A 15,235-nucleotide genomic window follows, 5' to 3' on the forward strand; every position below is an offset into this window, starting at 1 on the left:
CCATCAAATCCATGATGATTAGGCGCCTTATTATATTTTCTAACCCGCAGGGCGCAAGTCCGGACCGGGCCGCCGCAGGGCATGACGCGGCGCCGCCCCGGGGCCTGGATGGGGTCGACAGGCGCCAACAGCCAAAGCTGCGGTAGCATCGCGCCACGTCCCGCCAGGAGCTCCACGCATGTGCCGTGTCGTCCTGTTGTTGCTGACGCTGTTGCCGATGGCCGTAGTCGCTGCGCCACCACCGCTGCCATCGCCAGCCCGCATTGATGCCCAGGCGCAACGGCTGATGCAGGCCGCACACGCACGTGGCATGGCGCTGGCGGTGATCGACGCTGGCAAGGTGGTGCACGTGGCCGCCTATGGCGAGCGCAACGCCGCCGGCGAACCGCTGCGTACCGACACCGTGATGTACGCCGCTTCGCTGACCAAGATGGCCTTTGGCCACCTGGTCGCGCAGCTGGCGCAGGACCAGGTGATCGCGCTGGACGCCGGCATTGCCACGTATCTGGACAAGCCATTGCCGGACTACCCCGTCGATACGAAGCACTACGCCGATTACAGCGTATTGGCTGGCGACGAACGCTGGCGCCGGCTCACCCCGCGCCTGCTGCTCAATCATGGCAGCGGCTTTGCCAACTTCGCGTTTCTGGAACCGGATGGCAGGCTGCAATTCCATTTCGATCCGGGCAGCCGCTACGGCTATTCCGGCGAAGGCTTGATCCTGCTGCAGTTCGTGCTCGAACGGGGGCGCCTTGGCCAGGACATCGGCGCGCTGATGCAGCGTCGCGTGTTCGACCGCTTCGGCATGCCCCGCACCAGCATGATGTGGCGCGAGGATTTCGCCACCAACCTGGCCGACGGCTGGACCGCCGATGGCACGCCCGAGCCGCATGACGAGCGCAGCCGGGTGCGGGCCGCCGGCTCGATGGATACCACCATCGCCGACATGGCCAACTTCGCAGCGGGCTATGTGCGCGGCGAAGGCCTTTCAGCGGCGATGCGGCAGGAGCTGGTACGTCCGCAGCTGCCGATCACCACGGCCAGCCAGTTTCCAACCCTGCAGGCGGAACTGCCGGTAGCGGAGCGGCGCAGGGACCTGGCAGCCGGCCTGGGCGTGGTCACCTTCCGCGGACCGCAGGGGCCCGGCTTCTACAAGGGCGGCCACGATGACGCGGTGGGCAACACCCTGGTGTGCATCGAGCAGGGCCAGCGCTGCGTGGTGATGCTGGGCAACGATGTCCGCGCCGAGGCGGCGTTTCCGGCGCTGGTGGCGTTCGTGCTTGGCGATACCGGAGTGCCGTGGGACTGGGAGTACGGCGCGGAGAAGGTGTTCGTGCGCTGACGCCATCCACGCATGGCGTGGATCTACTGGCGTGGACCCATGGGCATGGATTCATTGGCATGGACACATGGGTATGGACCCATTGGCGTGTGCCCATTGGCGGCAACACGCCACCCACAAAAAAACCCCGCCTTGCGGCGGGGTTTTTTCATTGCAGCAGTGCAGCGGGACTTAGAAGTCCATGCCGCCCATGCCACCCATGCCGCCCATGCCACCAGCGCCACCCATGGCCGGCTCGTCCTTCTTCGGAGCGTCGGCAACCATGGCTTCGGTGGTGATCATCAGGCCAGCGATCGAGGCTGCGTTCTGCAGCGCCGAACGGGTCACCTTGGTCGGGTCCAGGATGCCGAACTGCAGCATGTCGCCGAACTCGCCGGTAGCGGCGTTGTAGCCGAAGCTGCCGGTGCCTTCCTTGACCTTGTTGACGATGACCGACGGCTCTTCACCGGCGTTGGCAACGATTTCGCGCAGCGGGGCTTCCATCGCGCGCAGGGCGATCTGGATGCCGTGGTTCTGGTCTTCGTTGGCACCCTTCAGGCCAGCCAGTGCGGAGACCGCACGGACCAGGGCAACGCCGCCGCCCGGGACCACGCCTTCTTCAACGGCTGCACGGGTCGCGTGCAGGGCGTCGTCGACGCGATCCTTCTTTTCCTTCATTTCGATTTCGGTCGACGCGCCGACCTTGATCACTGCAACGCCACCGGCCAGCTTGGCCACGCGCTCCTGCAGCTTCTCGCGGTCGTAGTCCGAGGAGGTGTCTTCGATCTGGGTCTTGATCTGCGCAACGCGCGAATCGACCGCAGCCTTGTCACCCACGCCATCGATGATGGTGGTGTTTTCCTTGGAGACCTGCACCTTCTTGGCGCGGCCCAGGTCCTTGATGGTGGCCTTTTCCAGCGACAGGCCGACTTCCTCGGAGATCACGGTGCCGCCGGTCAGCACGGCCATGTCTTCCAGCATCGCCTTGCGACGGTCGCCGAAGCCCGGAGCCTTGACGGCCACGACCTTGACGATGCCGCGGATGGTGTTGACCACCAGGGTCGCCAGCGCTTCGCCTTCGACTTCCTCGGCAACGATCAGCAGCGGCTTGCCAGCCTTGGCGACGCCTTCCAGCACCGGCAGCAGGTCACGGACGTTGGAGATCTTCTTGTCGTGCAGCAGGATGTACGGGTCATCCAGGTCAGCGGTCTGCGACTGCTGGTTGTTGATGAAGTACGGGGACAGGTAGCCGCGGTCGAACTGCATGCCCTTGACCACGTCCAGCTCGTTGTCCAGGCCCGAGCCTTCTTCGACGGTGATCACGCCTTCCTTGCCGACTTCCTTCATCGCGTTGGCGATGATCTGGCCGATCGACTCGTCCGAGTTGGCCGAGATCGTGCCGACCTGGGCAATGGCCTTGTCGTCAGCGGTCGGCTTGGAGATGTTCTTCAGCTCGGCGACGGCAGCCACGACGGCCTTGTCGATACCGCGCTTGAGGTCCATCGGGTTCATGCCGGCAGCAACGGCCTTGGCGCCTTCGCGGATCAGGGCCTGGGCCAGCACGGTGGCGGTGGTGGTGCCGTCGCCGGCGTCGTCGTTGGTACGCGAGGCGACTTCCTTCACCATCTGCGCGCCCATGTTCTCGAACTTGTCAGCCAGTTCGATTTCCTTGGCGACGGACACGCCGTCCTTGGTGATGGTCGGGGCGCCGAAGCTCTTCTCGAGCACGACGTTGCGGCCCTTCGGGCCCAGGGTGGCCTTGACGGCATTGGCGAGAACGTTGACGCCGCGCACCATGCGCGAACGGGCGTCTTCACCGAAACGAATATCCTTGGCAGCCATTGCGTTTACCTCATTGGTAGCGCCGGGCCATGCCCGGCGGCTGGGTGTTGGAATCAGGGGATGAAGCAGGTCGCGCCGACGCTCAGCCGATGACGGCGAGCACGTCGTCTTCGCGCAGGACCTTGTACTCGACGCCTTCGCTCTTGTACGAGCTGCCGGCGTACTGGCCGTAGATGACCTTGTCACCGACCTTCAGCGACGGAGCGCGCACGTTGCCGTTGTCCAGCGGCTTGCCCGGGCCCACGGCCACGACTTCACCCTTGGTGGACTTTTCCTTGGCGGAGTCCGGGATCAGGATGCCACCGGCGGAAACTTCGTCGGCTTCGATCGGCTTGACCACAACGCGGTCGTGCAGCGGCTTGATGCTCATGTGGGACCTCTTAAGTTATTGATTGGTCTGAAAAAGTCCGGCGATGTTAGCACTCGCACCAAGCGACTGCCAGCAACGCGCGTGAAAAAGCCCGACAGGTCGGGAGCACGACAGAGATGGAGACCTCCGGAGGCCTTTCAAGGCCCGCCCCCGAAATTTTTACCGGCGGCCCGGCGGCACTCCATCCCCGCGCGGACGCCTTTATAGGGATGCGTCGCGGCAAGCCAAGGGGGAATTGGCCACCATTTGGTGACCGCCGTCGCACTGTCAGATATCTGGCGTTCATTTACGACAAAGTGTCACCGGATCGGCTTTAGGGTGGCCCGGCATTCCCAATCACAAGGAGTAGTCGATGCGATTGCTGTCCCCGCTCGCCGCCGCCTGCCTGCTGGCCCTGGCTGCCGCGCCGGCCCAGGCCGAGGTCTTCATCAACGAACTGCACTACGACGACAGCACCGCTGCCGGTGACGTCGGCGAAGCCATCGAAGTGGTCGCCACCGCCGGCGAAGACCTGTCCGGCTACCGCCTGTACCTCTACAACGGCAGCAACCCGTCGGCCGCCACGGTCTACGCCAACAACGCGGTGCCGGCCGGAACCGCGGCGAGCTGCGGCAGCGCCACCCTGGCGGTGGTCACCTACCCCAGCAACGGCCTGCAGAACGGTGCCAACGACGGCATCGCCCTGGTCGACGCCAGCGGCAAGGTGGTCCAGTTCCTCAGCTACGAGGGCGCGATCACCGCTTCCGGTGGCCCCGCCGCCGGCATGACCAGCCAGAACATTCCGGTTGCCGAAACCAACAGCACCGCGGCGGGCACCTCGCTGCAGCTGACCGGCAGCGGCAGCCAGTACGCGCACTTCACCTGGGCCGAATCGGCCAGGCAGACCTTCGGCAGCTGCAACAACAACCAGACCTTCAGTGGCGGCGGTACCCCGGGCCCGAACACGCCGCCGTCGGTGTCCACCACCACGCCGGCACAGGGCAGCAGCACCTTCCCTGCCGCCGCCGACCTGGAAGTGGTATTCAGCGAGACGGTCAACCTCGCCAGCGGCGCCTTCGCACTGACCTGCGGCACTTCGGGCAGCGTGCCGCTGACCTGGCCGGCCAGCGGCAAGAGCGTGAAGCTGTCGACCAACACCGCGCTGGTCGCCGGTGAAGCCTGCCGCTTCGACATCCGTGCCGCACGCATCACCGATGCGCAGGGTGCCCGCCCGGCGACCGACAGCCGCATCGCCTTCACCGTGGCCACCACCACCGGCAATCCGGACCCGGGCAATCCCGGCGGCCCGGCCGGTTACTACTCGAAGGTCAACACCAGCAGCCCCAGCCAGCTGCGCTGCTCGCTGCACGCCACCATCAAGGGCCACACCGCGTATCCGTACAGTGGCTCGGGCACCAGCACCTGGACCATCCTGGAAATCGCCGACGAAGATCCGAACAACAGCGGCCGGATCCTCGATGCCTACCGCAACCACAGCTTCGCCAAGGTGACCGACCGTGCAGGCAGTGGCAGCGGCCTGAAGTACAACCGCGAGCACACCTGGCCGAACTCGCTGGGCTTTGCCAGCACCACCGGCGACAAGGGCCTGCCGTACGCGCCCTACACCGATACCCACATGCTGTACCTGACCGACGCACAGTGGAATGCCGACCGCGGCAACAAGCCGTTCGGCAAGTGCGATGCCAACTGCGGCGAGCGTGCCACCGAAGCCAACAACGGCCACGGCGGTGGCAGCGGTGGTTACCCGGGCAATTCGAACTGGGTACGTACACCGGACGGCAATGCCGGTACCTTCGAGGTGTGGGGCCATCGCAAGGGCGACATGGCACGCGCGGTGATGTACATGGCCATCCGCTATGAAGGTGGCAAGGATGCGGCCACCGGCCAGTCCGAACCGGACCTGGAACTGACCGACGACCGCAGCAAGATCGTCAAGACCAGCAGCTCGCCGGCCTACATGGGCCTGCTGTCGACCCTGATCGACTGGCACCTGTCCGATCCGCCGGATGCCGCCGAGCAGGCGCGTAATGACGTGATCTACTCGTTCCAGGGCAACCGCAACCCCTTCATCGACCACCCCGAGTGGGCCACCCCGGGCCTGTTCACCTCGGCCAAGCCGGCCACCTGCCAGCTGGCCAACTGACCGCGCAACGCTGCGGTCCACTGCCGTCGCCGGGCCCTGCCCCGGCGACGGCCCTATACTCGACGGTCATGTCGACCGTCGATCCCGTCCTGCTGCTGTTGACCACCTGCCCGGACCGGGCCAGTGCCGAGCGCATCGCGCATGCGCTGGTCGCCGAGCATCTGGCTGCCTGCGTGACCCGCCTGGACGGCGCTCAGTCGACCTACCGCTGGCAGGGTGAGGTCACCACCGACACCGAGCTGCAGCTGCTGGTGAAGACCACCGCAAGCCGTGTCGATGAAGCCATCGCCCGGATCGTCGAACTGCATCCGTATGAACTCCCGGAGTGCATCGCGGTCGAAACCCGGGCCGGCCTGCCGGCGTATCTGGACTGGATCCGGGCACAGACCCGGGAGGACACTGATTGAAGACTCTGTTTGCGCGTGGCGCCGCCTTGTGCGCTCTGTTGTGGCTTTCATTGCCGGCCTTCGCGCTGGATGAGAAGGATCTGCTGCCGGTGGACCAGGCGTTCGCGCTGACCGCCAGCGCGCCCGAGCGTGGCCAGATCCAACTGCAGTTCAAGATCGCCCCGGGCTACTACCTGTATCGCCACCGCACCACGGTGAAGGCCGATCCGGCGTTCAACGCCGCTGCGCTGCAGATGCCCGCAGGCAAGAAGCACCACGACGATTTCTTCGGTGAGGTGGAGACCTACCGCGAGCGCCTGCAGGCCACCCTGCCTGGCGCGCCCACCGATGCCGCCGGCACCATCAGCCTGGAAGTGCGTTACCAGGGCTGCGCCGATGCTGGTGTGTGCTACCCGCCGCAGAAGCGCGTGGTGCAGGTGACCCTGCCCGGTGCAGGCGTTGCGGCGGCCACGCTGCCGACCGCACGCGCCACCGGCGCCAGTGCATTCAACAACCCGCTGGCCGGGGCCGGCAGTGGCGGTGGCCTGCGACTGCCGGGCACCAGCAACAGCCAGGCACTGCCGCTGCCGTCGGATCAGGCATTCGGCTTCGATGCCATCGCCAGCGATGGCAACACCCTGCTGCTGCGCTTCAGCCCGACACCGGGCTATTACCTGTATCGCGACCGCACCTCGCTGAAGCTGGAAGGCAGCGCCGGGGTACTGGCCGACAAGCCGCGTTGGCCGGCGGCGCAGTCGCACCGCGACGAGCACTTCGGTGATGTGGCGGTCTATTTCAACCAGGTGGAAGTGCCGGTGCCGCTGCGCCGCAGCCGCGCCGAGGCGGTCGACAGCACGCTGGTGGTGACCTTCCAGGGTTGCCAGACCGATGGCATCTGCTACCCGCCGATGACCCGCCGGGTGAAATTGTCGATCCCCGCCGGCAAGGCCAACGCCACCAGTGATGCACCTGCCGCACGCGACGAAGTGATTCGTTCGCTGCCGGCTTCGGCCACTGCCGGCACCCGCGAGGGCGCCAACGGCACACCGCTGCGCCTGCTTCCGACCGTGCCCAACGACGCGCCGGCCGCCACGGGTGGTGCCGACGCCAGCAGCGGCTCGCGCGATGCCTTCGCCGCCGACGCGCAGCAGGACAATGCGCTGCGTACCAAGGCTCCGAGCCGCGTACCGAAAACCGACAGCTCGCTGCTGTGGGTACTGCTGCTGGCACTGGGCGGTGGCCTGGTGCTGAATCTGATGCCCTGCGTGCTGCCGATCCTGTCGCTGAAAGTGCTGAGCCTGGCGCAGAGCGGTGAAAGCGCCGAGCGCGCCCGCAGCCATGCCATGTGGTACACGCTGGGCGTGCTGGTCGCCTTTGCGGTGATCGGCGCGCTGATGGTCGGCCTGCGCATGCTCGGCAATGCGGTCGGCATCGGCTTCCAGCTGCAGCATCCCGGCGTGGTCGCGGCGTTGGCCTACATCATGTTCGCGGTGGGCCTGAGCCTGTCCGGCGTGTTCACCATGGGCGGCGGCATCGGCAACTTCGGCCAGTCGCTGGCGCGACGCAGTGGCCCGGCCGGCGATTTCTTCACCGGCGTGCTGGCCTGCGTGGTCGGCAGTGCCTGCGTGGGACCGTTCTTCGGCCCGGCGGTGGCCTATGCCTTCGTTGCACCGCCGGTAGCGGCGATGCTGGTGTTCCTGTTCCTCGGCCTGGGCCTGGCCCTGCCGTTCCTGCTGATCGGCTTCGTGCCGGCGCTGGCCCGTCGCCTGCCCAAGCCGGGCCAGTGGATGGAAACCCTCAAGCACGTGCTGGCCTTCCCGATGTACGCCGCCGCGTTGTGGCTGCTGTGGGTGCTGGGCAAGCAGCGCGGCGTGGATGGCATGGCGCTGGCGCTGGGTGGCCTGCTGCTGCTCACCGGCGGCCTGTGGCTGTTCGAGCGCAGCCGCTGGCGCAGCCAGCGCGCGGCCGGGCTGCTGGGCGTGCTGCTGGTGATCGCCGCGCTGGTGCCGGTGTGGGCGGTGACCCAGCTGGCACCGCCGGCACGTGCCGCGCAGGCGAGCAGCGAGAACGTGGTGGATTACTCGCCGCAGATGCTGGACCGCCTGCGCGCCGACAACCGCGTCGTGTTCGTCAACATGACCGCCGACTGGTGCGTGAGCTGCAAGGCCAACGAGCGCGCGGTGCTGTCGCGCCCGGAGTTCAAGGAACTGCTCAAGCGCACCAACGCGGTGTACATGCGTGGCGACTACACCAATGTCGACCCGCAGATCACCGCGTTCCTGGATGAGCACAAGGCCGTGGGCGTGCCGCTGTACGTGGTGTACGGCCCCGGCGCCCCGCCGACGGTGCTGCCGACCCTGCTGACGCAGGCGCTGGTGGAAGAAGCGCTGCTGCGCACCGCGCGATGAAGTGGCAACGGCCAGCGCTGCTGTGGACAGCAGTGCTGGCTGCCGGTCTTGGCCTGTGGGCCGGCAACCGGCTGGCGCCGGAGCCGGCGACGGAAGCTGCAGCGCCTGTTGCGGTATCGCCGCCGGCGCTGCCGATGCTGCGGCCCGGTGATCCGCTGCCGGCGCTGGTGCTTGCCGATGCTGAAGGTCACGCGCTGGATATCCGCGAACGCTTCAAGGGCCACCCATTGCTGGTCAATGTGTGGGCCAGCTGGTGCGGCCCCTGCGTGGAAGAGATGCCCGAACTGGCCCGCTTTGCCGAGGGCCAAGGCGCGCACGGCGTGCAGGTGTTGGGCCTGGCACTGGATACGCCGGACGGCGTGCATGATTTCCTGCAGCGGGTGCCGGTGGACTATCCCATCGTGCTCGATACCCCCGGCCCACGCGATGCCAGCGTGCAGTTGGGCAACGGGCAGGGTCTGCTGCCCTACAGCGTGTTGTTCGACGCACAGGGACGGATGGTGAAGGCCAAGCTCGGACCGTTCGCGCACGGCGAAATCGAAGGCTGGGCGAAGTAGGTCGGCAGGGCTGCGCCCTGCACCTGCAGATGCTCTCAGGCAACAGCAACAGCAACAGCCGAAGCAACGGCCAAAGCGGCATTGCGTGGGATGGCGGGGCGGTGTCGGAGTGCGGGGGACGCCGCAAGTACGTCCTTGTAGGCTTGGCAGCCGCTTGCTCGTGTGCGCTGTCCTGCGCACACGGCAAGACCGGGGTTGGGCGTCCTGCCCAGCCCGCCCGAGGCATGCCTCGGGCCCATACGGCTGACACCCCGCACTCCGACACCGCCCCGCCTCTGACAGATTTCCGGTGTCTGATGGATCCACCCCGTGCGTGGATGAATCTTCATCGGAATCGAATATCTCGACAATTGAACGAAGAGCATCCACGCGTGGCGTGGATCTACGTGTCGACCAAGGTCGACACCTACCAACAGCGGCGGGGAATTGTCGAAGGCGGGGCGATGAATCTTCATAGGAATCGAATATCTCGACAATTGAGCGAAGAGCATCCACGCGTGGCGTGGATCTACGTGTCGACCAAGGTCGACACCTACCAAGAGCATCGCAGAACGCCATTCCGGCAGATCGCGGAAAACTGTCGAAGGCGGGGTGGGTCCGGTTGCGGGGGTGTCCGCGGCATGGGCCCGAGGCATGCCTCGGGCGGGTTGGGCAGGACGCCCAACCCCGGCCTTGCCGTGTGCGCAGGACTGCGCACACGAGCAAGCCGCGGCCAAGCCCCCATGGATGGGTTTACGGCGTCCCCCGCAACCGGACCCACCCCGCCTACCCTCAGGAAACCAGCTTCGGCTGTTGCCGTTGCTGTTGCTGTTGAGGTTTCCGGCCAACGGCCGGCACTGCGGCGGGTGCAGGGCGCAGCCCTGCCGGCAAACCCTCCTTGACCGCAGCGGCCCGCGCCCCGGAGAATTACGAGATTAATTCTCATTTGCTGTTGCGCAGGATGCGGGCGGCAGCCTCGACGGCCCTCGATCCCGATGTTCAAGAACGTCCTCTTCCAACTGCACTGGCTGCTGGGCATCAGCGCGGGTGCCATCCTGGCCGTGATGGGCCTGAGCGGTGCAGTCCTGTCGTTCGAGGATGAACTGCTGCGCGCGGCCAATCCCGGCTTCGCCGAGATCGCCGAGCACCATGCCGACAACCAGCAGCCGCTCGCCCTGAGCGAGCTGGTGCCGTTGCTGCAGGCAGGCAGCGAGCGGCCGCTGCAGCGCCTGCGGGTGGATGCCAGCGGCCAGCGGCCGTCGGTGGCACGCTTTGCCGGCGGCAAGGACCACTGGGTCTATTTCGACCCCTACAGCGGCGAGCGCTTCAGCGCGCTGCGTGGACAGGCCTTCTTCGATTTCGTCGAAGACCTGCACCGCCACATGGTCGCCGGTGAACGCGGCTCGTGGATCACCGGCAGCTGTGCGATCGCGCTGTTGTTCTTCACCCTGTCCGGGCTGTACCTGCGCTGGCCACGCCGCTGGTGGCACTGGCGCAGCTGGCTGGCGGTGGAATGGGCGCGCAAGGGCCGGGGCTTCCTGTGGAGCCTGCATTCGGTGATCGGCACCTGGGTGCTGCTGATCTACCTGATGAGCGCACTGACCGGGTTGTGGTGGTCGTTCGACTGGTATCGCAACGGACTGACCCAGCTGCTGGGTGTTGCGCCTCCCGCCAAGCACAAGGTCGCCACGGATCAGCCCCTGGATCTGCACAGGGTCGAGGCCACGCTGTATGCACTGCCCGGCGTGCGCCAGGGCTTCATCGACCTGCGCCTGCCGGAGAAGCCCGGTCAAGCGCTCAACGTACGGGTGATGTCGGCGGATCCCGCACAACGGGGCGGCCATCACGACCGCGCACATGACCTGCTGCAGCTCGACCCGGCCACCGGGGCGGTCCTCGACGCGCGCCCCTACGCGCGCCAGGGTGCCGGCGGCCAGCTCACCACCAGCATGTTCGCCCTGCACTCGGGCAGCTTCTTCGGCATGCCCGGGCGCATCGTGGTGATGCTCAGCAGCCTGGGCATGTGCCTGTTCTTCGTTACCGGCTGGCTGTTGTACCTGGACCGCCGCCGCGGCCAGCGTGCCGCCCGCGCGCTGCGGCAGACCGTGCCGGCAGCAGCACCCCATGCCGCGGGCACGCCGTGGCTGGTGGTGCATGCCAGCCAGAGCGGCCTGGCCGAACAACTGGCCTGGCGTGCGGCGGCGCAGCTGCAGGCGGCCGGCCACGCGGTGCAGGTACTGCCGCTTGCGCGCGTAGCTGCCACGCAGCTGCAGGCCTCCACGCAAGCGCTGTTCGTGCTCAGCACCTTCGGTGATGGCGAACCACCGGACAACGCACGGCGCAGCGCGCGCCAGTTGCTGGCACAGCTTCCGGATCTTTCCGGGCTGCGTCACGGCATGCTCGCGCTGGGTGATCACCAGTACGCGCAGTTCTGCGGATTCGGCGTGCAGATCGACGACTGGTTGACGCGCTCGGGCGCGCAACCCTTGTTCGCCCGCATCGACGTCGATGCTGCTTCGGTGGTGGCGCTCCGCCAGTGGCAGCTGCAGCTGACCGCACTGACTGGCATCGGCACCGACGACAGCGTGTTGCCGGCCGCCACAGTGATGCACGGCTGGCGCCTGCTCGGCCGCACCCTGCTCAACGCTGGCAGCGTCGGCGGCCAGATCTGGAAGATCCGCCTGGCACCGCCGGCCGATGTCGATTGGCAGGCCGGCGACATCCTGCACATCGCGCCCCGCCACGACGCGATGCATGCCAGCGCGGTACTGCGCGCGCATGGCCTGGATCCCCAGCAGCCACAGCTGATCGACGGCGTTGCGAAGACCCTGCTGGAACTGGCCAGCGAACGCGTGCTGCCCGAACCCGGCCGTGCGTTGCAGGTGCAGGATGCAGGCCTGTGGTTGTCGGGCCTGCCGTCACTGCCTGGGCGTGAGTACTCGATCGCCTCATGCGCCGCCGATGGCGAAGTGGAGCTGGTGGTGCGGTTGGTCCACGACGCAGCAGGCCGCGCAGGACTGGGCTCGGGCTGGCTGGCCCTGCATGCGCCGCTGGACGGTGCGATAGCGGCCCGCGTGCATCGCAACTCGGGCTTCCATCGGCAGCCGGGCGCGCCGATGCTGCTGATCGGCAACGGCACGGGCATCGCCGGCCTGCGCAGCCTGCTGCGCGAAGCCGCGCACCAGGGCGAGCACGGTCACTGGCTGCTGTTCGGCGAGCGTCAGCGCGCGCACGATTTCCTGTTCGCCGACGAGATCATCCAGTGGCAGGCTGACGGGCATCTGCTGCGCTTGGATCAGGCCTATTCGCGTGATGTGGACGATGGCAGCTACGTACAGCATCGATTGCGCGCTGCGACAGATCAACTGCAGGCGTGGTTGGCACGGGGTGCAGTGATCCATGTGTGTGGATCGCTGCACGGCATGGCCGAAGGCGTGGACCAGGTGCTGCGCGAGGCACTGGGCGATGAAAGGGTGGAACTGCTGCTGGAGAACGGGCGCTACCGGCGCGACGTGTATTGAATCCGTTCGCCGGGCATTGCCCGGCGCTACCCGTCATGGGTTTCAACGGTAGCGCCGGGCCATGCCCGGCGAAGGCGATCAGGCCATCACGCTGCAGCCCGTGCCCGGCGCTCGGGCTGCAGCCGGAACGCGGCCACCGCTTCGGCCAGCGCGCGCACTTGGGTCTGCATCTGCGCAGTCGACGCGCCGGCCTCTTCCACCAGGCTCGCATTGCGCTGCGTGCTGGCCTCCATCTGTACGACGGTCTGGTTTACCTGGGCAATGCCCGCATGCTGTTCGTGCGAGGCACTGCGGATACCGGCCAGCAGGCCGGCCAACTGCTGCACGCTGCTGACGATCTCGTCCATCGTCGTACCCGCCTGCTCGGCCTGCGTACTGCCCTGGTCGACCCGCGTCACCGAATCCTCGATCAGCCCCTTGATCTGCTTGGCCGCATCGGCACTGCGCTGGGCCAGCAAGCGCACTTCGGCCGCCACCACCGCGAAGCTTCGGCCCTGCTCGCCTGCACGCGCGGCCTCCACTGCCGCGTTGAGGGCCAGGATATTGGTCTGGAAAGCGATGCCATCGATCAGCTGGATGATGTCGCCGATGCGCCGCGATGCGTTGCTGATGCCCTGCATGGTGGCCACCACCTGGCCGACCGCGGCGCCGCCGCGCTCGGCAACCCGGGCGGCCTCACGTACCAGTCCATCGGCGCGCTCCGTCGCATCGGCGTTGCGGCCTACGGTATCGGTCAGTTCATGCATCGATGCAGCGGTTTCTTCCAGGTTGGCGGCCTGCTGTTCCGTGCGCTGGGAAAGATCGTGATGGCCGGCGACGATTTCGCCCACCCCCACATCCAGGCGGACGGTGGCCTGCTGGATGCGGGTGACGATGTGGCCCAGCTGCGCGACAGTGGCGTTGGCATCGTCACGCATGCGGGCGAACACGCCCTGCAGGTCGCCCTCCAGGCGCACGCTCAGGTCGCCGCGTGCCAGTGCGGCCAGCAGTGCCTGCAGATCGCCGAGGTTGGTCTCGAAGGTGGACAGCAGGCGATTGATGCTGGTCGACAGCGTGCGCACGAAGCCTTGCTTGCCCTCCAGTACGATGCGCCCCTGCAGCTCGCCATGCGCCGCCGCGTCGACCAGTGCCGCCACTTCGGTTTCCAGCAGTGTCTCCAGCGCGCGGCTGCGCCATTCCACTGCCACGCCGAGGAAGTGGTCGTCCTCGACGATGGCGTTGGCGATCAGCTGGTAGCGGGTACCGGCGTGGCCGATCTCGCGCTCTTCGCGCTGACGGACACCAATCAGCCCCGCCAGTACCGGGTGCAGGCGGACCGCGTCGCTGCCAAGCAACGTCTCTGCAGGAAGATCCAGCAGCTGCAGCAGCGCTGGATTGGCGTAGGCCACCTGCCCTTCCGCGTCGACCACCATCAAGCCGGTCTGCGCGCTGTCCAGCGCTTGCCGCACGCGCGTATTGCCGCGCGCAACCGCGCGCTCGGTTTCGATCCGCGCACGCAGGCGTTGCTGCATGTCGACCAGGCACTGCGCAAGCTGGCCGATCTCATCGTTGGCGTTGTGCACGCGCAGCGTGGTGTCGAGCCGATCATCGGCGATATCGCCAGCGAAACGCAGGGTGTCCTGGATCGGTCGACGCACCGCGCGGACGACCAGCACCAGGCTGGTGATCAGCACACCGGCCACCAGTAGCAGAGTGGCCACAAACAGCACGCTGGCCATCCGTGCGCCCGACTGTTGACGAAGCTGCGCCTGGGCCAGTGCCGCAGTCTGTGCCTGCTGGAATGCGGCCAGTGCCGGGCCCACGGCTGCCGCCGTCTCGAGCAGCGACTGTGCTTCCACGTCCAGGCCGACACGCGCGGCGGTATAGCCCAGCAGCGCGGCCTGGTAGGCCTCCATGCCCGTGCGCACGTGCTCCTGCACCTCGGCTGGCAGGCCCGCCAATGCCAGATCGAAGGGCAGCTTTTCTTCGCTGGCACGATCGGCGTGGGTGGAATCGCCATCGAGCAGCAGCAGCGCTTCCTGGCGCCGCATCCGCTGCACATGCAGGGAAAGCGCAGGGCGCTCCAGCGCGTCCACCTGTGCCTGCAGTGCGTCGGCGGACTGCTGCAGCTGCGCGGCCAGGCCTGCGTCGCCGCGCCCCATCTCATCCACCCGCTCGAACAACGCGGCGATGCCCTGTGAGAATGCGTCGACGGCTTCAGTCATCGCCTGCAGCACCTTGCGCCGACCCGCATCCATCGGCATTGCACGCAACGCCTGCAGATCCTGCTTCAACATCCGTTGCGTGGCCAGCAACTGGCTGCGGTCGGCATCGTCGAAACTTCGCGCATACTGGGTCTGCAGGCGCCGGGCCTCGGCCACCCGCGCTGCCAGCGAAGCGACGCGGTCACTGCCCTGCTGGTAGCTGGCCTGATCGCGCGCCGCCTGCTTGCTCGCATGGCTGGTCCAGGCATGGACGGCGGCAATGGCCACCAGGCCCAGGCTGCAGACCAGCAGGGTCGCCTTGAGCTTGTCGGCGACGCTCAGCCGATGGGGCTGCAACCAGCGCAGCAGGCCAGGGAAACGCGAACGCAACCCGGCAACGCGGCTACGCAGGGACCGAAGGTGGGGAACGACGGCCGACATGACAGACTCCAGGCGGAAGGACGCACCTTTATCGACTGGTTGCAGCAGAACTTTAGCCCCGGATTGATTCCTGCCACGAGCGGC

9 protein-coding genes are annotated in these 15,235 nt (G+C 67.1%); 6 read left to right on the forward strand and 3 right to left on the reverse strand.

Annotated elements, in window-relative coordinates:
* Window positions 1-178: 178 nt before the first annotated feature.
* Window positions 179-1,342 carry a serine hydrolase domain-containing protein gene (locus CLM74_RS19105; protein ID WP_099843869.1) on the forward strand — a complete coding sequence of 388 codons (1,164 nt, stop codon included), beginning with the start codon at window positions 179-181 and terminating at the stop codon, window positions 1,340-1,342.
* A 171-nt stretch (window positions 1,343-1,513) separates the two neighbouring features.
* Here CLM74_RS19105 and groL read toward each other — a convergent pair whose 3' ends face one another.
* Complete coding sequence (gene groL, locus CLM74_RS19110; protein WP_025878650.1) at window positions 1,514-3,163, reverse strand: chaperonin GroEL; 1,650 nt, start codon at window positions 3,161-3,163, stop codon at window positions 1,514-1,516.
* 82 nt (window positions 3,164-3,245) lie between these two features.
* Complete coding sequence (locus CLM74_RS19115) at window positions 3,246-3,533, reverse strand: co-chaperone GroES (protein WP_025878649.1); 288 nt, start codon at window positions 3,531-3,533, stop codon at window positions 3,246-3,248.
* A 352-nt stretch (window positions 3,534-3,885) separates the two neighbouring features.
* On the opposite strand from CLM74_RS19115, the gene CLM74_RS19120 reads away from it, so the two are divergent.
* The 5 genes from CLM74_RS19120 to CLM74_RS19140 all read left to right on the forward strand — a co-directional run bounded on the left by CLM74_RS19120 (window position 3,886) and on the right by CLM74_RS19140 (window position 12,527).
* Window positions 3,886-5,676 (forward strand): endonuclease, encoded by a 1,791-nt coding sequence (locus CLM74_RS19120; RefSeq protein WP_059065293.1) that lies wholly within the window; start codon window positions 3,886-3,888, stop codon window positions 5,674-5,676.
* Between the two features lie 68 nt (window positions 5,677-5,744).
* Window positions 5,745-6,083 carry a divalent-cation tolerance protein CutA gene (gene cutA, locus CLM74_RS19125; RefSeq protein WP_032976461.1) on the forward strand — a complete coding sequence of 113 codons (339 nt, stop codon included), beginning with the start codon at window positions 5,745-5,747 and terminating at the stop codon, window positions 6,081-6,083.
* Window positions 6,080-8,470, forward strand: a complete 2,391-nt coding sequence (locus CLM74_RS19130) for a protein-disulfide reductase DsbD domain-containing protein (protein WP_105164739.1) — start codon at window positions 6,080-6,082, stop codon at window positions 8,468-8,470. Before cutA ends, CLM74_RS19130 begins: the two co-directional genes overlap by 4 nt.
* Window positions 8,467-9,027 (forward strand): TlpA disulfide reductase family protein, encoded by a 561-nt coding sequence (locus tag CLM74_RS19135; RefSeq protein WP_105164740.1) that lies wholly within the window; start codon window positions 8,467-8,469, stop codon window positions 9,025-9,027. The genes CLM74_RS19130 and CLM74_RS19135 overlap by 4 nt, the downstream gene beginning before the upstream one ends.
* Window positions 9,028-10,001: 974 nt before the next feature.
* Window positions 10,002-12,527 (forward strand): sulfite reductase flavoprotein subunit alpha, encoded by a 2,526-nt coding sequence (locus tag CLM74_RS19140; protein WP_105164741.1) that lies wholly within the window; start codon window positions 10,002-10,004, stop codon window positions 12,525-12,527.
* Between the two features lie 86 nt (window positions 12,528-12,613).
* On the opposite strand, the gene CLM74_RS19145 is transcribed toward CLM74_RS19140, so the two are convergent.
* The gene (locus CLM74_RS19145) at window positions 12,614-15,151 is read right to left on the reverse strand and encodes a methyl-accepting chemotaxis protein (RefSeq protein WP_105164742.1); all 2,538 of its coding nucleotides are present in this window, start codon (window positions 15,149-15,151) and stop codon (window positions 12,614-12,616) included.
* Window positions 15,152-15,235: the final 84 nt, after the last annotated feature.

It is taken from the genome of Stenotrophomonas sp. MYb57 (assembly GCF_002966815.1).
GTDB lineage: Bacteria > Pseudomonadota > Gammaproteobacteria > Xanthomonadales > Xanthomonadaceae > Stenotrophomonas > Stenotrophomonas indicatrix.